17 protein-coding genes are annotated in these 18,340 nt (G+C 70.8%); 3 read left to right on the top strand and 14 right to left on the bottom strand.

Features of this window, described 5'->3' with window-relative positions:
* Positions 1 to 47: 47 nt before the first annotated feature.
* Genes ACFTZL_RS22540 through ACFTZL_RS22560 form a run of 5 tightly spaced genes read right to left on the bottom strand, consistent with a single transcriptional unit; the run spans position 48 to position 6,042 of the window.
* Positions 48 to 1,406, bottom strand: coding sequence for a nuclear transport factor 2 family protein (locus ACFTZL_RS22540; protein WP_382585603.1), 1,359 nt, complete (start codon positions 1,404 to 1,406; stop codon positions 48 to 50).
* An 8-nt stretch (positions 1,407 to 1,414) separates the two neighbouring features.
* The gene (locus ACFTZL_RS22545) at positions 1,415 to 2,200 is read right to left on the bottom strand and encodes an SDR family NAD(P)-dependent oxidoreductase (RefSeq protein WP_382585606.1); all 786 of its coding nucleotides are present in this window, start codon (positions 2,198 to 2,200) and stop codon (positions 1,415 to 1,417) included.
* 7 nt (positions 2,201 to 2,207) lie between these two features.
* Positions 2,208 to 3,509: a lipopolysaccharide biosynthesis protein RfbH gene (gene rfbH, locus ACFTZL_RS22550; RefSeq protein ID WP_382585609.1), complete on the bottom strand. Its 1,302-nt coding sequence runs from the start codon at positions 3,507 to 3,509 to the stop codon at positions 2,208 to 2,210.
* A gap of 11 nt (positions 3,510 to 3,520) precedes the next feature.
* Positions 3,521 to 4,807: an activator-dependent family glycosyltransferase gene (locus ACFTZL_RS22555; protein ID WP_382585612.1), complete on the bottom strand. Its 1,287-nt coding sequence runs from the start codon at positions 4,805 to 4,807 to the stop codon at positions 3,521 to 3,523.
* A complete protein-coding gene (locus tag ACFTZL_RS22560) occupies positions 4,804 to 6,042 on the bottom strand; it encodes a hypothetical protein (RefSeq protein WP_382585615.1) in 1,239 nt (412 codons plus the stop codon). The genes ACFTZL_RS22555 and ACFTZL_RS22560 overlap by 4 nt, the downstream gene beginning before the upstream one ends.
* A 162-nt stretch (positions 6,043 to 6,204) precedes the next feature.
* Here ACFTZL_RS22560 and ACFTZL_RS22565 point away from each other — a divergent pair, with 162 nt between their 5' ends.
* On the top strand, positions 6,205 to 7,227 hold the full coding sequence (locus tag ACFTZL_RS22565; protein ID WP_382585617.1) for a Gfo/Idh/MocA family protein: 1,023 nt from the start codon (positions 6,205 to 6,207) through the stop codon (positions 7,225 to 7,227).
* Positions 7,228 to 7,337: 110 nt separating this feature from the next.
* On the opposite strand, the gene rdmE is transcribed toward ACFTZL_RS22565, so the two are convergent.
* The 5 genes from rdmE to ACFTZL_RS22590 form a co-directional block, all read right to left on the bottom strand.
* Complete coding sequence (gene rdmE, locus ACFTZL_RS22570; RefSeq protein ID WP_382585620.1) at positions 7,338 to 8,945, bottom strand: aklavinone 12-hydroxylase RdmE; 1,608 nt, start codon at positions 8,943 to 8,945, stop codon at positions 7,338 to 7,340.
* Positions 8,946 to 9,009: 64 nt separating this feature from the next.
* Complete coding sequence (locus ACFTZL_RS22575) at positions 9,010 to 9,723, bottom strand: class I SAM-dependent methyltransferase (RefSeq protein WP_382585644.1); 714 nt, start codon at positions 9,721 to 9,723, stop codon at positions 9,010 to 9,012.
* A 32-nt stretch (positions 9,724 to 9,755) separates the two neighbouring features.
* Complete coding sequence (locus tag ACFTZL_RS22580) at positions 9,756 to 10,652, bottom strand: alpha/beta fold hydrolase (RefSeq protein ID WP_382585623.1); 897 nt, start codon at positions 10,650 to 10,652, stop codon at positions 9,756 to 9,758.
* Positions 10,653 to 10,656: 4 nt separating this feature from the next.
* Positions 10,657 to 11,781 (bottom strand): methyltransferase, encoded by a 1,125-nt coding sequence (locus ACFTZL_RS22585; protein WP_382585626.1) that lies wholly within the window; start codon positions 11,779 to 11,781, stop codon positions 10,657 to 10,659.
* Between the two features lie 46 nt (positions 11,782 to 11,827).
* A complete protein-coding gene (locus tag ACFTZL_RS22590; protein WP_382585629.1) occupies positions 11,828 to 12,265 on the bottom strand; it encodes a SnoaL/DnrD family polyketide biosynthesis methyl ester cyclase in 438 nt (145 codons plus the stop codon).
* A 187-nt stretch (positions 12,266 to 12,452) separates the two neighbouring features.
* Between ACFTZL_RS22590 and ACFTZL_RS22595 the strand changes: the two genes are divergently transcribed.
* Positions 12,453 to 13,310 carry a class I SAM-dependent methyltransferase gene (locus ACFTZL_RS22595; RefSeq protein ID WP_382585632.1) on the top strand — a complete coding sequence of 286 codons (858 nt, stop codon included), beginning with the start codon at positions 12,453 to 12,455 and terminating at the stop codon, positions 13,308 to 13,310.
* 59 nt (positions 13,311 to 13,369) lie between these two features.
* Here the strand turns inward: ACFTZL_RS22595 and ACFTZL_RS22600 are convergent, their stop codons facing one another.
* Both ACFTZL_RS22600 and ACFTZL_RS22605 read right to left on the bottom strand, forming a co-directional pair.
* Positions 13,370 to 14,140 (bottom strand): AfsR/SARP family transcriptional regulator, encoded by a 771-nt coding sequence (locus ACFTZL_RS22600; RefSeq protein ID WP_184594679.1) that lies wholly within the window; start codon positions 14,138 to 14,140, stop codon positions 13,370 to 13,372.
* Between the two features lie 268 nt (positions 14,141 to 14,408).
* Entirely contained in the window at positions 14,409 to 14,663 is a 255-nt protein-coding gene (locus ACFTZL_RS22605; protein WP_382585635.1) for an acyl carrier protein, read from the bottom strand.
* 251 nt (positions 14,664 to 14,914) lie between these two features.
* Between ACFTZL_RS22605 and rfbA the strand changes: the two genes are divergently transcribed.
* Positions 14,915 to 15,790 carry a glucose-1-phosphate thymidylyltransferase RfbA gene (rfbA, locus tag ACFTZL_RS22610; protein ID WP_382585638.1) on the top strand — a complete coding sequence of 292 codons (876 nt, stop codon included), beginning with the start codon at positions 14,915 to 14,917 and terminating at the stop codon, positions 15,788 to 15,790.
* A gap of 107 nt (positions 15,791 to 15,897) precedes the next feature.
* On the opposite strand, the gene ACFTZL_RS22615 is transcribed toward rfbA, so the two are convergent.
* Both ACFTZL_RS22615 and ACFTZL_RS22620 read right to left on the bottom strand, forming a co-directional pair.
* On the bottom strand, positions 15,898 to 16,752 hold the full coding sequence (locus ACFTZL_RS22615; protein WP_382585641.1) for an aldo/keto reductase: 855 nt from the start codon (positions 16,750 to 16,752) through the stop codon (positions 15,898 to 15,900).
* Positions 16,753 to 16,778: 26 nt separating this feature from the next.
* On the bottom strand, positions 16,779 to 18,275 hold the full coding sequence (locus tag ACFTZL_RS22620; protein WP_382585647.1) for an FAD-binding oxidoreductase: 1,497 nt from the start codon (positions 18,273 to 18,275) through the stop codon (positions 16,779 to 16,781).
* Positions 18,276 to 18,340 lie beyond the last annotated feature (65 nt).

Genomic DNA, 18,340 nt, shown 5'->3' on the forward strand with positions numbered 1-18,340 from the left:
CCGTCCGCCGGTGCGGCCCGAAGGTGTGCGCCTGCCGGCGCGGGCGCTCAGACGCCGTCGTGCTCGACCCTGCGGTGGCGCACCAGCCAGCCGTCGCCGTGCGGCACCAGTTCGTCCTCGCACACCGCGCTCAGGTGCAGCCTGGCCGGCCCTCCGGCCGGGGTCACCAGGACCTGTGCGTAGCAGCGGGTGCTCAGGGCGCCGTCGGGCCCGGGCACGACCGTGAGCATGGAGAACACATGCCGCCGCTGCTCCGGTGTGTCCGCCGTCCGCTCCAGGTTGCGGCGTACGGCGGCGGCCACGGCGTCCCGGCCGCGCAGGGGCTCGGGGACGATGTTCTGCGCGAAGACGCCGTCCTCGGTGAACGTCCGCGCCCATTCCTCGGCCCGCCGCTCGTCGAGGAGCCGCATCTGCCGGGCGTAGAACTGCTGCACGGCGACGTACGTCCCGGCGGGGACCGGCTCGGTGCCGCGCAGCCGCTCGGCGTGGTCGGCCGCGCACCGCAGCGTCGTGAGGCTGTTGCGGCCGAGGGCCTCGCGGATCATGGTGCGGGCGGCGGCCACGTCCGCCGTCGGACCGAGGACGCTCGTCACGGCGTCCGGCGCGATCCGCACGGTGTGCCGGGAGGTGACGGTGCAGCCCTTGTCGTCCTCCTCGAAGATCCACTCGCCGGTGTGGGCGGCCATCAGCGCGGGTGTCCGGATCTGCTTGTAGACGATCCGCTCGGCGGGGAAGCAGACGCGCACCGAACGCGTGGTGTGGGTCGCGCCGTCGGCGGTGAGCGTGTCCATCTCCAGGATCTGCTCGTTCGGGGTGTCCTCGGTGAGGACGACCCGGGCGACGTGCGGCAGCCGCTCCGTCCAGCGGTCGGCCGCGCGGATGAACTCGTAGGCGTCCTTCGCCGAGCCGTCGACGCGCACGCTGTCGTCGAACGTGAAGGTGAGCTCCGGGTCCGCGTCCTCCACGCCCCGGCGCAGGGCCTCGAGTTCGGACGCGGTGTTGGTGTCGATGGCCCGGCGGATCCACTCGACGTGCGCGGGGTCGTCGTCGACGGCGGTGAACGCGTGGGTGAACCGCACCCGGGTCCCCCGGTCGCCGAGCGGCTCCAGCAGCCACTCGCCGCTCATGCTCCGCACCGGCGTCCGCGACTCCTCCTGCCGGAACGTCACCCGCAGTCCGGCCCGGTCCAGTTCGCGGCGCGAGGTCCAGCTCTTGACCTCGTCGTTGGCCGTCGCCCAGATCCTCAGCCGCTCCTGCCGGTCGTCGCCCTCCAGGCGCTCGACGTGCACGCTCGGCGGGAAGTGCACCGGCCAGCGGGAGGCCTCGGCGACCAGGTCGAACACGGCCCCGGCCGGGGCCCGCACCTCGATCTCGTGGACGGTGGTGTGCACGGTCTCGTCCGACATCGCTCTCCTCAGTAGTTTCCCAGCCCGCCGCAGACGTTGATCGCCTGCGCGGTGACGGATGAGGCCGCGTCGGTCAGCAGATAGCCGACCATGCCCGCCACCTCGTCGGGCGTGGTGTAGCGACCGAGCGGGATCTTGGTCTGGAACCGGTCGAGCACCTCCTCCTCGGTGGTCTCCCAGGCGGCGGCGTAGCCCTGCCGGACCCGCACCGCCATGGGCGTCTCCACATAGCCGGGGCACACCGCGTTGACCGTGATGCCGGTCCTGGCCAGTTCCAGCCCCAGGGCCTTGGTGAAGCCGACGACCCCGTGTTTGGAGGCGGAGTAGGGGGCGCCCAGCACCACGCCCTGCTTGCCGCCGGTGGAGGCGATGTTCACGACCCGGCCCCAGCTCCCCTCCCGCATGCGGCCGGTGGTCATGACGGCGCGGGTGACGCGGAAGACGCTGTCCAGGTTGGTGGCCATCACGTCGTCCCACAGCTCGTCGGCGATGGTGTGCGTGGGGCCGCCGCCGCTGCGGCCGGCGTTGTTGACGAGCACCTCGACGGGCCCGTAGCGCTCCACCGCCGCGGACATCAGCGCCTCGATCTGCGCCACGTCCCGTACGTCGCAGGCGGCGCCGTCCACGTCGTGGCCCTCGGCGCGCAGCTCCTTGACCGTGAGCGCGACCCGGTCGGCGTCCCGGGCGCAGAGGAAGACGCGGTGGCCGACGGCGGCCAGGGACTGTGTGACGGCGAGGCCGATCCCGCTGGTGGCACCGGTGACGACGGCGACGCGGCTGGTTGGTGAGGACATGCTCCGATCAGCCCTTTCGCGTGCAGAACTCGGTGATGGACTCGACGACGTAGTCGAGCATTTCTTTGGTGAGCCCCGGATAGACGCCGATCCAGAAGGTGTCCTCCGTGACGGTGTCGCAGTTGACCAGCTCGTCCACGATCCGGTAGCGCACGTCCTGGTAGGCGGGATGGCGGGTGATGTTCCCGCCGAACAGCCGGCGGGTGCCGATCCTGCGGGCCTCCAGGAAGTCGACGAGGTCCCTGCGGGTGAAGCCCGCGTCGGGCAGCACGGTCAGGGCGAAGCCGAACCAGCTCGGGTCGCTGCCGGGAGTGGCCCGCGGCAGCAGCAGTCCGGGCACATCGGCCAGGCCGTCGCGCAGCCGCCGCCAGTTGTGCCGCCGGGCCGCGCCGAAGTCGTCGACCTTCTTCAACTGGCTGAGTGCCAGGGCTCCTTGGAGGTCGGTGGCCTTCAGGTTGTAGCCGACGTGGGAGAAGATGTACTTGTGGTCGTAGCCGGCCGGGAGGGTGCCGAGCTGATAGTCGAACCGCTTCAGGCAGGTGTTGTCCGTGCCCGGTTCGCACCAGCAGTCCCGGCCCCAGTCGCGCATCGACTCGACGATCCGCGCCAGTTCCAGACTCGCCGTGAGCACACAGCCGCCCTCGCCGGCGGTGATGTGGTGGGCGGGGTAGAAGCTCACCGTCGACAGGTCGCCGAAGGTGCCGGTGAGCCTGCCCCCGTAGGTGGAGCCGACGGCGTCGCAGTTGTCCTCGATGAAGAACAGGTCGTGCCGGCGGGCCAGTTCCGCGACCTCGGCGACGGGGAACGGGTTGCCGAGGGCGTGCGCGATCATGATGAGCCTGGTGCGCGGGGAGATCGCCGCCTCGATCTGGGCCAGGGAGGCGTTGTAGGTGCCCAGTTCGACGTCCACGAAGACCGGTGTCAGGCCGTTCTGGACGAGCGGGTTGATCGTGGTCGGGAAGCCGGCGCCCACCGTGATGGCCTCGTCACCGGGGCGCAGCCGCAGGTCCTTCAGCTTCGGCGAGGTGAGCGCGCTGACCGCCAGCAGGTTGGCCGACGATCCCGAGTTCACCATGTGGGCCTTGCGCAGCCGGAAGTAGCGCGCGAAGTCGCTCTCGAACTTCCGGGTGCGCACCCCGGCGGCGATCCGCATCTCCAGGGCCGCCTCGACCAGGGCGCCCCGGTCCTCCTCGTCGAGGACCGCGCCCGAGGACAGGATCGGTGTGACCCCGGGTTCGAACCCGCGCGGTTCCTGTTCCTTGTGGTATTTGCGCGCCAGTTCCAGCACCAGCGCCTTGGTGTCCGTCACGTCTGGATCCCTCACCCTCGGTCGTGGACTGAGCCGTTCGTGCCGTGCTCGGCGACCAGCCGTTCCAGCACCGGAACGACCTCGTTGGGGCTGGGCACGGCGAGCAGTTCCTCCTGGAGCCGGCGGGCGCCCCGCGCGAACGACGGCTCGCCGACCAGCCGCTTTACCTGCTTGCGCAGGACGTCCGGAAGCAGGTCGGCGCTCGGCACGCACAGGCCGGCGCCGATGTCCTCGAGACCGCGCCCCATCACCTCGGTGTCCCAGCCGAAGGCCAGGATGAGCTGGGGCACGGCGTGCAGTTCGGCCGTCGCCTTGGTGCCGACACCGCCGTGGTGCACGATCGCGTCGCACGTGGGCAGCAGGTCGTTGAGCGGAACGAAGTCGACCAGGCGTACGTTGTCCGGCAGGTCCGCGGCGGCCTCGCGGGTCGCCTCGTCGACGGTCGCGACGATCTCCGCGTCCAGCTCCGCGAGATGGGCCAGGAGCTCCGCCATGTCGACGCCGACGTCGGAGGCCGAGGAGCCGAGCGTCACACAGACGCGGCTGCGCCCGGGGTCGGCCCGCAGCCAGTCCGGCACCACCGCGGGGCCGTTGTACGGCACGTGGCGCACCTGGACGGTCGGCAGTCGCAGGTCGAGCTGGGTGCTGGGCGGTGTGGTGTTGACCGTCCACTGACCGGTGACCATGTCCTCGTCGAACCCGGCGTCGGATCCCAGCCGCCGCAGCGTGCGCTCCAGCCACTCGGCGGTGGGGTCCTCGCGGTGCTCCGGCTCCTGCTCGGCGGCCAGCCGCAGAAACTCCTTGCGGGCCCGCACGCTGATGTCCGGGCCCGAGACCAGCCGGCAGTGCGCCGCGCCCGTCACCCGGGCCGCGATCGCCCCGGCGAGAGTGAAGGTCTCCCAGACGACGAGGTCGGGCTGCCAGGAGCGGGCGAAGTCCACGAGGGCGTCGACCATGGTGTCGTTGTTGAGCGCGCCGTAGAGCGTGGGCACCATGATGTTCTCCAGTGCCAGCAACTGCTCGTAGTCCCAGGGGTGTTCGCCCCGGGCGGCGTAGTCGAAGCCCTGCACATGGGCCGAGGCCTCGTCGTGGAGCTTGCCGAGCAGGCCGAGGTCCTCCAGGGCGCCGAGCGACCATTCCACGGGGACGGCGGTCAGTCCCGTACCCGTGATGACGTCGGTCAGCTCGGGCTGGCTGGCGATCCGCACCTCGTGGCCCGCGGTGCGCAGCGCCCACGCGAGCGGTACGAGCGGGTAGTAGTGGGTGTGGTGGGCCAGTGAGGTGAACAGAACCCTCATCGCGTCTCCTCCTCGCCGAGTCGGGCCGGCAGCCTGACCAGGCGCCGGGTCAGGGGCGCCCGGCGCACGCGCACCGGCTCGCCGTCCGGCCGCAGCAACGGGAACCGCGCGGCCAGCGCCACCAGCGCGTGCCCGGCGAGCGCCCGGGCGGCCGGGAGCAGGGCGGCGCAGGCGGCCACGGGAAGGGGCGTCGGGAAGCCGCTGGCCCCGGCGGTCTCGCCGGGCCCGGAGGCCCCGCCGGGTTCGGTGGCGCCGGCGGGTTCGGTGGCGCCGGCGGTCCCGGCCGGTACGGCGGTGGTGGTCGTGACGGCGGTGACCGTGTCGCCCGCTTCGATGCGGGTGCCGGCCACCTCCGCCGGGGAGAGGGCCACCAAGGGGCACGCCCGCCACGGCGGCCGGTGGTGCAGGACCTCCTCGACCAGGCGGGCCGCGTGCGCGGGGTCCGAGCGCAGCAGCGCCCACTCCCGCGGCCGGTCGAGGGCCCTGCGCAGCGCGTCGCCGAGCAGGTCCGCCGCGGCCCGGGCGCCGGCCACCGCGAGCACCAGGTCCGCCTCCGCGTGGGCGTGCCCGGCGAAGAGTTCCCGCAGTCCGCGTACGCCCGCGGCCAGCCGCCGCGTCGTGTCCAGCGTCTGCGGGCAGAGCAGCGCGTCCACGGCCGGGGCCGCCGCGGCGAGGTCGGCGGCGAACGCCGCGCGCCGCTCCTCGGGGACGTCCAGGATCGCGGCGTACCCGGCCGCGGTCAGCGGCTCGGCGAAGTCCGCCACCAGGTCGACCGGTCCCGGGCCGAGCCGGGCCGCGGCCTGCCCGGCCCGCTCCCGCAGCGATCCGGCCCGCTTGCCCACGGCCCTCGTCCCGCCCCGCCGCGCCAGGTCCCGGGCGAGTTCCGTCGTGCGCTGGCGCGCCGGGTCGGGCAGCCACGCCTCCGCCTGCGGCACCGCGGCGGACACCGCCGGTTCCGCGCCGGCGGACAACTCCCGCAGCGCCGCGGGGCCGGTGACGACCCAGGTGTCGAGCCGGCTGCGCCACACCGGCCCCCGCTCGACGATCGACGCGAGGGTTCCGCCCGCGTCGTCCGTGCCGTCCGTGCCTTTTTCGCCGATCTCGAATCCCCGTACCAGCCGGGCATACGGGTCACCCGCCCCCGGTACGAACGGCTCCGCGTTGATCGCGTAGAGCCACTGTGCCGCGTGGACGAGTTGCAGTTCGCGCCCCAGGGCATTCGTCGCCGCCGTCACCCCGCCACCTCCGTCATCCGATTACCTCGGCAAGGTACGGGGCCGTATTAGAAGAACACTCGAACTGCCGTTTTCCGTATCCACCGTTCCTCAAGCAGTGCTTGATCTCCCGGTCGTACGGTGGGGAACCCACTGGACTCCCGCAAGGTGATGAGGATCCCTATGCCAGAGCACCGTCAGCAACGGGCGCTCCGCATGGGCGTGATCGGCACGGCGAACATCGCGATTCGCCGGATCATGCCCGTGCTCGCCGCGCATGACCACGTCGACCTCGTCGCGGTGGCCAGCCGGGACAAGGACCGGGCCGAGCGGGTGGGGGCCGCTTTCGGCTGCGGTGGCGTGGGGGATTACGCGGCACTCGTCGAGCGGGACGACCTTGACGCCGTCTATATTCCGCTGCCGCCCGGCATGCATCACGAGTGGGCGCTGCGGGCTTTGCGTTCGGGAAAGCATGTGCTGGTCGAGAAACCGATGTCGGACACGTACGAGAAAACTCTCGAGCTGATGTCGACCGCTTCGGAACTCGGACTCGTGCTCGCCGAGAACTTCATGTTCCTGCACCATTCCCAGCACGCGGCGGTACGCGCGATGCTCGACGAGTCCGTGGGGGAACTGCGGCTGTTCTCGGGATCGTTCGCGGTGCCCCCGCTGGCGCCGGACTCGTTCCGGTACCAGCCGGCCCTGGGCGGGGGCGCTTTGCTCGACGTCGGGGTGTATCCGCTGCGGGCGGCCCAGCTGTACCTCACCGGGGAACTCGATGTCCTCGGGGCGTGTCTGCGCGTCGACGAGGCGACCGGGGCCGATGTGGCGGGCAGTGTGCTGCTGAGCGACGACCGGGGGGTGACGGCCCAGCTCGACTTCGGCTTCGAGCACTCCTACCGGTCCACCTACGCGCTGTGGGGCAACCGGGGGCGGGTGAGCGTCCGGCGTGCCTTCACACCGCCGGAGCAGCTCAAGCCGGTGGTCAGGATCGAGCAGCAGGACGTGGTGACGGAGCGCTCGCTGCCCGAGGACAACCAGGTCTTCAACGCGATGGACGCCTTCGTCCGCGCGGCCCTCACAGGCACCGGCCCCTTGGCCGACACCTCGGCGATCCAACGCCAGGCCCTGCTCCTCGACCGAGTCCGCCGAGCGGCCAAACTCATCGGCGACCCCAAGGCGAACCCGGCCACGGGCTTGAGCTGACGCCCTTCTCTCAGGGGCGCGGGGAACTGCGCGAACAACCCCCACCGCCCCGCACCCGCCAACGACACCGCGCCCCGCCAAATCCTCAGGCGGGGCGCGAAGCCATTCCTTCAGCGGTCGAGAACCCTGCGCAGAACCCCTCCGAGAGTCTGAGCCGCATCAACCGCCGCCTCATCCGTACGCCAGGCCACGATCCCGTCCGGCCGCACCAGACTCGCCCCCGCCTTCCCGATGCCGTACCGCTCGGACACCGCACTCTCGGGATCGGTCAGCCCCGCCCCGACCCGGTACGCCCGCACAGGCACCCCCAGTTCCGCAGAGGCCGCCTCCGCCGCCGCGACCCAGTCCGACCCCAGCTCACCCACCAGCAACGTCCAGCCGTCGCCGAACAGATCGACCGTCGAGAGCCGCTCCCCGTGCCGGGACACCAGGACGTGCGGCCCACGGAAACCGGGACGGCCGCTCGGGGTCAGCGGGTTCTCCACCCGCGCCGGGTCGTCGTCCGTGGCCAGCACCGCCGAGGACCGGTAGCGGAAGCCGAGCAGCGTCTCGGGGTACCCCACCGACTTGTCCCACACCTCCGCCATGTGCGGCGCCATCCGCTGCGCGTAGATCGCCAGCGCCTCGGCCACGACCAGCTCCGCGGCGACCTTGCGCTCGTCCTCGTAGGTGCCGAGCAGGCCCGCCCCGGCCTGCCCCTGCAGCACCGCCGCCAGCTTCCAGGCCAGGTCGAACCCGTCGGCGACGGCCGCGTTGCCGCTCATGCCCCCGGTCGGCGGGGTGACCTTCGCCGCGTCCCCGACCAGGAACACCCGCCCCTCGCGCCAGCGTTCGGCGATCCGGGCCGCCATCTCCCAGCCCTGGATATCGACGAGCTCGGGCTCCACCTCGGGGGCGTCCAGGGCGAGGCCGATGAGTTCGACGCAGCGCTGCGGTGTGAAGTCCTCGGGGCGCTCGCCCTTGTCGGGGTCGTACTCGACGAAGAGGGTGTGCCGGTCGGGCCGGTCCGTCGGCCCGAACGTGCCCTTGAACTCCGGGTGGTGGAGGTAGTACCAGCCGGTCGTGCCCGGCTCCATGATCCCGGAGAGGTCCGCGTCGAAGATGACCCCGACCATGTGGGTCAGCGTGCCGTGCCCGTACCGCTCGATGCCCAGCGACTCCCGCACCAGGCTGCGGTTGCCGTCGGCGCCCACGAGGTACCCGGCGCGCAGGTCGTACTCGCCGTCCGGCCCCGCCAGCCGGGCCGTGACGCCGGCGCCGTCGCCGTCGCCGTCCTGGCGGAACGACAGCAGCCGGGTGTCGAAACGGATGGCGCCGCCGTGCTTCCGCGTCTGCGCGAGCAGGATCGGCTCCAGCTTGTCCTGGGACAGCATCGCCCAGCCGGCCGGCGTGCACGGCTCGGTGGCGGCCACCATGTCGTCGAAGCTCTCCGAGACGGTGCGCAGGATCTCGCCCCGCACGCTCTGGGCGAGCCGGATGACGAAGTCGCCCTGGGTGCCGCGGATGTCGTCGGCCCGGACCACCTGGTCCGCGACGCCCCCGATGCGCAGCAGCTCCATGGTCCGCGGGTTCTGCCCGGCGGCCCGCGGATAGGGCGAGAGGCCCGGCCTGCGCTCCACCACGAGCACACGGACGCCCTGCCGGGCGAGGAACATCGCCGTCGACAGGCCGCCGAGGCCCGCACCCACCACCAGAACATCGACCTCGTGGTCGTTCATGTTGCTCCTCTCTCGTCGTTCGCGTCGTTCGCGTCGTTCTCTTGGGGCCTTGGGGTCAGCCGGTTCACGCCCGGACGCCGACGAACAGGCCGCGGCCCGACGGCGCCTCGGGCAGGTACTCGACCGCGAAGCCGGCCTCCCGGAAGGCCTGTTCGTACTCGGCGCGGCTGAACAGGGAGATGATGTGGGTGTCGACGAAGTGCTGGGCGCCGGCGCCGGGTTCGGCGACGACGAAGTGCACGTCCATGTGCGAGGTACGGCCCCGGCGGGCGGAGTGCGAGACCCGGGAGACGGTGACGCCGTCGACGGTCACGATGTCGGCGGAGACATGGCCGTCGGCGAACGTCTCGTAGAACCACCACGGGTCGACCACGGCCACCCCGCCCGGCTCCAGATGCCGGGCGAACATCTTCAGCGCCCGGCCGAGCTCGGCCACCGACGTCATATAGCCGACGGAGCCGAACATGCAGGTCACGACGTCGAATGTGGTGCCGAGGCGGAAGTCGCGCATGTCGCCCGCGTGCACGGTCACCCCGGGCAGCGCGGCACGCGCCGCCTCGGCCATCGGCGCGGACAGCTCCACTCCCTCGACGTGGGCGAAGAGGTCGGCGAAGTGCCGCAGATGCCCTCCGGTGCCGCACGCGACGTCGAGCAGCCGTCCGGCGCCCGGCCTGCCGCGCCGGGCCGCGGCGGCGACCGCCTCGGTCTCCGCCCGGTAGTCCTTGCCCCTCTCCCGGTGCACCAGGTCGTAGACCCGGGCGAGGTCCGCCCCGTACATCGTCTCTCCCGCCCGCTGCTCGTCCGCCACGGTCAGACCGCCGAGCGGGTGTGGGCGAGGATGACCTCGGCGAGCGGCCCGTGGACCGAGGAGGGCAGGGCGTGCCCCATGCCCGGGATCTCCGCGAGGCGGGCGGTGGGGATGAGCCCGGCGAGGTGCTTGCCGTGCGGCGCGGGGGCGATGGGGTCGTGCTCGGCCTGGATGACCAGGGTCGGCACGGTGACATCGCGCAGCTCGGCGGCCCGGGCCGGCGGCGGCAGGGTCAGCGAGTAGTGCGCGTACGGCTCGGCGAGGGCGCCCCCCGCGTGGTCGATCGCCCGTTCCTCCCACCGCGCGTACTCGGCGTCGTCGAACGGCACGCCCGTGCCGGAGAGGATGCGCCACTTGCTCACGCGCTTGGCCACCTCGGCGGTCCGGCCCTCGGCCGGCTGGTTCATCAGGGCGAGCGCGTCCAGGAACGGCTGCTGGGGCCCGGGCAGGCCGTCCAGCGTGGGTTCGCCGCGCATCACGCGCTCGATGTTGGCGTCGAAGTCGATGTCGAGCCCGCCGCCGAGCATCATGGTCAGGCTGCTCAGCCGGTCGTGGTGGTCGAGCGCGATGACCTGGGTGATGGTCGCCCCCATCGACAGGCCGACGACATGGGCCCGGCCGACGCCCCAGCCGTCGAGGACGGCGACCGCGTCGGCGGCCAGCTCGCCGAAGCCGTAGGGGTGCGCGGCGAAGTCGCGGGTGGTGGAGCGGCCGGTGTCGCGGTGGTCGTAGCGGATGACGTGGAGGCCGCCGTCGGCGAGCCGCCGGGCGAACTCGTCGGGCCAGCCGAGGGCGGAGAGGTTGCCGCCCATGACGAGCAGCAGCGCCGGGTCCGCCGGGTCACCGAAGTCGTCGCTCCACAGCTCGACGTCCCCGCTCGGCACGATGCGTTCGGACATGTGTCTACTCCTGTGCTGGGAGGGCTTCGGAGGCCTGGGCGGCCGGGACCGCTTCCTCGGAGACGGCCGTGAACTCGAGGATCGAGAAGTCGAACGGGAGGGTCGTGGAGCCGCTCGTGCGCTCCGAGGCCAGGGCGAGACCCGCTGATCCGGCCAGGGCCACGACCTCGTCCCGGGTACGCACCCGTCCCCCCATGAACGTCAGCATCCGCAGGTCGAGCAGCGTGCTGAAGAACCGGTCGGCGCCGTCCCCCTCGACATCGGCACGGTCGAGGACCAGGAGCCTGCCGCCCGGTTCCAGCGCCCTGACGCACCCGCGCAGGATCGTCAGCGCGTCCTCGTCGGACCAGTTGAGCAGGACGAACGACAGCAGGACGACGTCGGCGGTGACGGGCAGCGGCTTGAAGAAGTCGCCCTCCGCCACCGTGACCCGGTCGGTCAGACCGGCGTCCGCGAACCTGCGCCGGGCGCGCTCGGCGGGACCCGCCAGTTCGACCAGGGTGCCCCGCAGGTGCGGGGCCCGCAGGGCGATCGCCGCGAGGATGCCGCCGTTGCCGCCGCCCACGTCGAGGACGTGCCGGACCGCCGACCAGTCGTAGGCGTCGGCCGGGGCCTCGTAGGCCAGGTCCTCGTCGCAGGACATGAGCGCGTCGAAGGAGTCGGCCAGCGCCACGTCCGCCGAGAGGTCCTCCCAGAAGGGCCGCCCGTACCGCCCGGCGTAGGCGGGGCGGCCGGTGCGGACCACGTCGAGGAGCCCGGTGAAGGCCAGGTCGGCGTGGGAGACGGCCCCGTCGAGGTCCAGCCAGGCCCGCTGCTGGGCCGGGTGGCCGTCGGCGAGGAGCATCCCGAGCCGGGTGGGGCGCAGCGGCTGGTCCGGCTTCTCTCCGCCCTCCAGGACGCCGACGACGGTGAGGTGCCGGACCAGGCGGGAGAGCGCCTGGGGGTGGGTGTCCGTACGGTCGGCGAGGCCGGCGAGGGTGTCGGCGCCGGCCAGGAGGTGATCGACCAGGCGGAGCGTGGCGGCGACCCTCAGGGCCATCGGGGTCACCAGGTTGCCGAGGTTCTTCAGGAGTACGTCGAGGTCCTGGTCGGTCGGTTCCAGGGGTTCCCCGGGTGCGGAAGAGCTCACCGTGTTCCTTCCCTTGGGCGTCGGTGTACCGGAACGGAGGTGCTGCTCAGGGGCGCCAGCCCTCCTCGTTGGGCCAGGGCTCGCCGAGCTGGCGGTAGGTGCCGAGATAGTCGGGCCAGTCGCGGTGGTCGCGGATCTTTCCGTCGACGATCCGGATGAGGTGAATCTGTTCGCCGGAGAACTTGCGCCCGGTCGCCGGCATTCCTACGAGTTCGCCCACCTGACGTCCGTACAGGGCGAGTTTCGCCCGCACCCAGCTACCTTTCTCCTCATAGCCGATCTCCTCCAGATGCGCGTCCTCGGAGAAAGTGAGCTTCAGCCACTTCACCGCGAGTGCGAACGCCTCGGGACCGCGCAGTTCCGGCATGTGTTCCAGGGCGCCGGGATTGAGGTACTCCTCGTGGATGAACTCGGCGACGTCATCCGTATTTCCGGTGTTGTAGCTGTTCACCATGCGGCGAACAATGTCGATGCCTTCGCTCACGGTCGGCACTCCTTGTCGGTCGTCGATGACTTCATCCTGACTTCCGCGCCTCTCCGCAACAATCCTTTTCCGCACCGGCTCGACCCGTTGACAAGCCGGTTTCGAGCGGCCGCCGAGCGCCTTCCGACCCACATTTCAGAGGGACGGGTCAGGGTGGTCGGGTCGGCTTTCGTCACCCGGAGGACCCATGGACAAGACGAAGTACAAATCGACGGTCACCGAGGCGTTCAACAATGCCGCGGCGACTTATGACCAGTTGGGCGTCGAGTTCTTCACACCGATGGGCCGGCGACTGGTGGAAAGGGCCGATCCACAGCCGGGGCAGCGCGTTCTCGATGTGGGATGCGGCCGGGGCGCTTCCCTGTTCGTGGCGGCGGAGAAGGTGGGCCCGTCCGGCCATGTGCTCGGTATCGACATCGCGCCGGCCATGGTGGAGGAGGCCCGCCGGCAGGCCGGCACGCTCGGCGCCCGGCATGTGGAGGTCCGGGTCATGGACGGCGAGCACCCGGACTTCCCGCCCGCCTCCTTCGACGTGGTGACCGGCAGCTACAGCCTGATCTTCCTGCCCGACGCGCCGGCCGCCCTCCCCCGGTACGCGGCCCTGCTGCGGCCGGGTGGCCGGATCGCCTTCACCAGCCCAGTCTTCACGGAGGACACGTTTCCCTTCCTGCCGCCGGTGTTCACGGAACTGATCCCGGAGCGCCTGCTGCGCAACCTGCCGGCCGACTGGCGGCCGGACGCGCTGAAGCGGCGGTTCAACAGTTGGCTTCAGGACACCGGCGACCTGACCGATGCGATGGTCCGCGCCGGGTTCGAGGACGTGGAGATCGCCGACGAGCACATCGATCTGCGCGCGCCGGACGGCGAGACCTGGGTCGACTGGTCCCACACGCAGGGAATGCGGTTGCTGTGGCAGCACCTCCCGGAGTACGAGAACCGGCAGTTGCGCCACCGTCTGACCACCGAGCTGGACCGGCTGCGCGGCGAGGGCCCGCTCCATCTGCCCACGCCGGTCAGGTTCGTCAGCGCGTCGGTCGCGAGCTGAGCGGCCGCCGCGGAGCACGTGGAGCCCGGTCCGCCCCTCGGACAGGGCTCCACGTGGTGTCAGTAGACGCGCACCGCGCCGGAGGACGACATGCGCACGATGTCCCCGGTGGGCCTGCGGAGGTTGCCCTGCGCGTCGATCGACTCCGCGTTGAGGATGGAACGGTGCAGTTCCTGGGCCATGGGGCCGGGTTCGAGGCCGAGGTGGTTCACCAGGTTGACCCGCAGGCGCTGGAAGAGCTCCAGGGCCTGCGCCCGCCGGCCGTTGAGGTAGAGGGCCCGCATGTACTGGGCGTGCAGGCCCTCGTGGTACGGGTTGTCGGCCGTCAGGGCGGCGAGCTCGGTGAGCACCTCGCGGTACATGCCGAGCCGTAGCTGGGTGTCGACGAGATACTCCAGGACGACCAGCCGGGACTCCTCGAACTGCTGGCGCCGCCCTTCGAGGATCCGGCCGGCGACGACGTCCACGAGCGCGGGTCCGCGCCAGAGCTGCAGCGCGCTGGAGAGGGTGGACAGCGCGGTGCTGTCGTCCCCCGACGACAGCGCCCTGCGTCCGTCCGACACGAGCTGATGGAACCGGTGGACGTCCAGATCCCCCTGGGTGGTCCGGAAGAGGTAGCCACCGGACCGGGTCACGAGGATCTCGGAGGCGACCTGACGGGCGGTCATTCCCGTCGCGGACGCCAGCAACTTGCGCAGGTTGAGGATGTAGGTCTGCAGCGTGGTCAGGCAGCTGACCGGAGGCTCCTCGTCCCAGAGTTCGCGTATCAGTGACGACACGGGTACCACCTGGTCGGCGTGCACCAGCAATGTGGCCAGAACGCTTCTCATCTTTGGTGCGCTCGGAGTGTGCAGATCACCCTCGACCTGCACGGAAAGTGGGCCTAAAACACCCAGCTTCACGACGTTCCCCCATAGATCGCAGAAAGACTGGTCTACCGAGCATCAACGCCTCAGGCGCTTCACAAGTTCCCCACAGGAGAGAACGGAATTTCGCCAGAAAGGAAAGCGCTGTCAGCGCCGGAATTTCGTTGCGGGAGCAACAAACCGGTTGCGCAATCAACAAGACGACCCGGTGCGACGGGTGCCGCCGAACGAATCAAGCCACCTTCAGCAGCGTATTCACGACGGCCAGAAACCCGGCGGGGGTCGCCACCTCGGAAAGATCCTCTTCCGGGATCTCCACGTCGTACTCGCGCGAGACCCGGGCCGCGGTCTCCAGGAGGGCCAGCGAATCGTACCCGAGTTCTGTGAATTCCATGTCAACTGCGTTTTCCGCGCTGGTTACGGACTCCTCTTCCCCCGCGCACTCACGCAGGATGGCAAAGAGTTTCTCGCTCGTCAGTGCCGCCACGACAGTTCTTCCTCCCCTTGCGGTCGATACCTCTCGCTCCTTCGGGACCGTCAGGATCAACAACGGCCACGAAGTTCACCCTATGCAGATTCAGAAGGAACAGACTCGAGAACCGATCGAGCGGACTTGAACAGAAGGTGACCATGGGAGCTCTCACCTCGTATCGCGGTCGATATCGGCGGGGCGATTGTTGTCGGCCGGGAGACTTCCGGCCTACTGTCGCAGAGAATGCCCAGACTAAGGAGGAGCCAGTGAAAGGAATTGTGCTGGCAGGCGGCTACGGCAGCCGTTTACACCCGATCACCCTGGCTGTTTCGAAGCAGTTGCTTCCCGTCAACGACAAGCCGTTGATCTACTACCCTCTGTCGGCGCTGATGCTGGCCGACATCCGGGACATCCTCATCATCGCCCTGCCCGGCGACATCCCTCAGCTCCGCCAACTGCTGGGCGACGGCAGCCACCTGGGGATCTCCCTGACCTACGCCGAACAGCCCGTTCCCAACGGACTTGCGCAGGCCTTCCTCACCGGGGCCGACCACATCGGCGACGACTCGGTCGCCCTCGTCCTGGGCGACAACATCTTCCACGGAAACGGTTTCTACGACCTCCTGGAAGCGCACTCCCGGGACATCGACGGCTGTGTCCTCTTCGGATATCCGGTCACCGATCCCGAGCGCTACGGCGTGGGCGAGGTCGACGAATCAGGACGGCTCGTCTCCCTGGAGGAGAAGCCCGAAAAACCCCGATCGAATCTCGCCATCACCGGGCTCTATCTCTACGACAACGACGTCGTGGAGATCGCCCGCCGAATACGCCCGTCGGCCCGCGGCGAACTGGAAATCACCGACGTCAACCGGATCTATCTGGAACAGGACCGGGCCAAACTCGTCACGTTCGGCCGCGGATTCGCCTGGCTCGACGCCGGCACCCCGCAGTCGCTGCTCCAGGCCGGCCAGTACGTCCAGACCCTGGAGGACCGGCAGGGCGTACGGATCGCCTGCCTCGAGGAAGTCGCCCTGCGCATGGGCTTCATCGACGCCGACGCCTGCCACCGACTCGGCGCGAAACTGTCGCGGTCGGGGTACGGCGAGTACGTGATGGCGGTGGCGAGCGAACTGAGCGTCTGACCGCGCCGGGGGCGACAGCCCCGGGGCACCGGGCGGGCCGGGGGCGGTTGCCCCCGACCCGCACGTTCCCCGGTTCCTCACTCCCCGGCTCCTCACTCCCCTGCCTCTCACTCCTCGTCGAGCAGGGTCCGCTGCTCGACGTCGAGGGTGATGTCCGCCGACGCCATGTTGGCGCGCAGATGGGACAGGGAGGCCGTGCCCGGGATGGGCAACAGGGCCGGTGAGCGGTGGAGCAGCCAGGCGAGCGCCACCTGGGTCGTCGTCGCCCCCGTCTGCGCGGCCACCCGGGCGAGGGCACTGTCCGGGGCCGGCCGGGCCGTACCGGCGAGCGGCTTCCAGGCGATGAAGGCGATGCCCTCCCGCTCGCAGTGTTCCAGCTCCTTCTCGTAACGCCGGTCGTAGAGGTTGTACTTGTTCTGCACGCTCACGACGCGTGCCACGCCGCGGGCCTGCTCGATCTGCTCCACCGTCACCTCGGAGAGCCCGATGTGGCGGATCTTCCCCTCGTCCTGGAGCTGCTTCAGCGCCCCGACCTGGTCCTCCAGCGGCACCTGGGGATCGACCCGGTGCAACTGGAAGAGCTCGATGCGCTCCAGCCGCAGCCGGCGCAGGCTCAACTCGGCCTGCTGGCGCAGGTAGTCGGGCCGGCCCAGCACCCGCCACTGGTGCGGACCGGGCCGGACCTCACCCGCCTTGGTGGAGACGACCAGGCCCGGCGCATAGGGGTGGAGCGCCGACGCGAGCAGTTCCTCGTTGGCCCCGAGCCCGTAGACGTCGGCGGTGTCGATGAACGTCGCGCCGAGCTCGACCGCGCACCGTGCCACCTCGGCGGCCTTGTCCGGCCGGGTGGGCGGGCCCCAGTGGTGGGGGCCCGTGAGCCGGAGCGCCCCGAAGCCGAGCCGGCCCACGGTGAGGTCGCCTCCCAGGGTGATGTGTGTACCGACGGCTCGGCCGGGTCGCACGGTGACGGTTTCCTTTCAGCCGGGGATCAGGGAAGCCGGACGGAGAGCGGGTGCTGGAAGACGCCGCGGGGGTCGTACTTCGCCTTGACCTTCTGGAGGCGGCGGTATCCGTCCTTGTAGTAGAGGGTGTGCCAGGGCACGTCGGAGGTGTTCCAACGCGGATCGGCCAGGTCGGTGTCGGGATAGTTGATGTAGCAGCCGTCGTGGTCGTCGTTCGGCACGGGGACGCCGCCGGTGTCGCGGAACACGTCCCGGTACAGCTCGCGGATCCAGTTCAGGTGCACGTCGTCGAGGCCCGGATCCATCCAGGTGGCGGAGAACCACGCCTTGAGGATCGAGTCCCGCTGGGGCACGGCGGTGGCACCGGGCGCCACGGTGTTGACCTTCCCGCCGTACGAGTAGAGGTCGACGGCGCCCCAGCCCTCGAACGCGGGGTCGGTCAGGTGCTTGTGGACGGTCTTGATGCGCTCGGGTGTCCAGGCGCGCCTGAGGTAGGCGCTCTTCGACTTGTGCCGGTCATACCCGCCGGTGTCGAAGCGCGCGCCGAGGGTGGCCTGGAGCCAGAGGTCCTCGGTGTGCTCGATGGTCGGCTCGAGTCCGGTCCCCGCGTTGACGGCGGTGACGTACCGCTCGATCAGTTCGGCGGCGTCCGCGCGGCCGCCGTCGAAGCGGATGTCCAGGGAAATGGAGCCGATCGCGTGTGTGTTGAGGTGCAGGGTGCTGTAGAGGCTGCCGTACCGGGCGTCGGCGTGATTCTGCTCGTACCACCGGCTGAAGTTGGTGACGAGCCGGGTGAACTTGGCCAGGTCGAGATCGGCCCACGACCAGGTCACAAAGGTGGAGCGGAGCCGGGTGGGCGGCTTGGGCAGCAGGCCTGAGGGATCGTCGCCCGAGGCGCCGGGCGTACGGAACAGATAGCGGGTGACGATGCCGAAGTTGCCGCCGCCGCCCCCGGTGTGCGCCCACCAGAGATCGTGGTGGGGATCGTCCCGCTCGCGGGTGGCGGTGAGGGTGCGGGCCTTGCCGGAGGCGTCCACCACCACGACCTCGACGCCGTACAGATGGTCGACGACGGTGCCGTCCCGACGGGTCAGCGGCCCGTACCCGCCGCCGGCGACATGCCCGCCGGCCCCGACCTGGGGGCAGACCCCCGCGGGCAGGGTCACGCCGTGGTCATAGAACAGCGTGCGGTAGACCTCGCCCAGGGTGGCGGCGGGCTGCACGGCGAACGCCCGGTGCTCCTTGTCGAAGTAGACCGCGCGCATGGGCGAGGTGTCGATGAGCACGCGGACGTCGCGGTGGTCGGCGAAGTTCTCGAAGCAGTGCCCGCCGCTGCGGACCGCGATCCGCTTCCCGGCCGCCACCGCCTCCGTGACGACCTGGTCGATCTGCTTCGGCGTGTGGACCACGTGCACCAGGTCCGGCGCCCCGACGAAGCGGGCGTTGAATCCCCTGCTGACCAGTTCGCCGTACCGGGGATCGGCCGTGCCGACCGTCGTGACCGGCGACTCCGGCACGCACACGTTGGCCCTGGCCCGCGCGGCCTCGGCCGGTGCCGCGGCGGCCCCCGTGGTGGCGACCGCCGCGG

Origin of the sequence: Streptomyces sp. NPDC056948, assembly GCF_042674225.1 — a bacterium.
Classification (GTDB): domain Bacteria; phylum Actinomycetota; class Actinomycetes; order Streptomycetales; family Streptomycetaceae; genus Streptomyces; species Streptomyces purpurascens.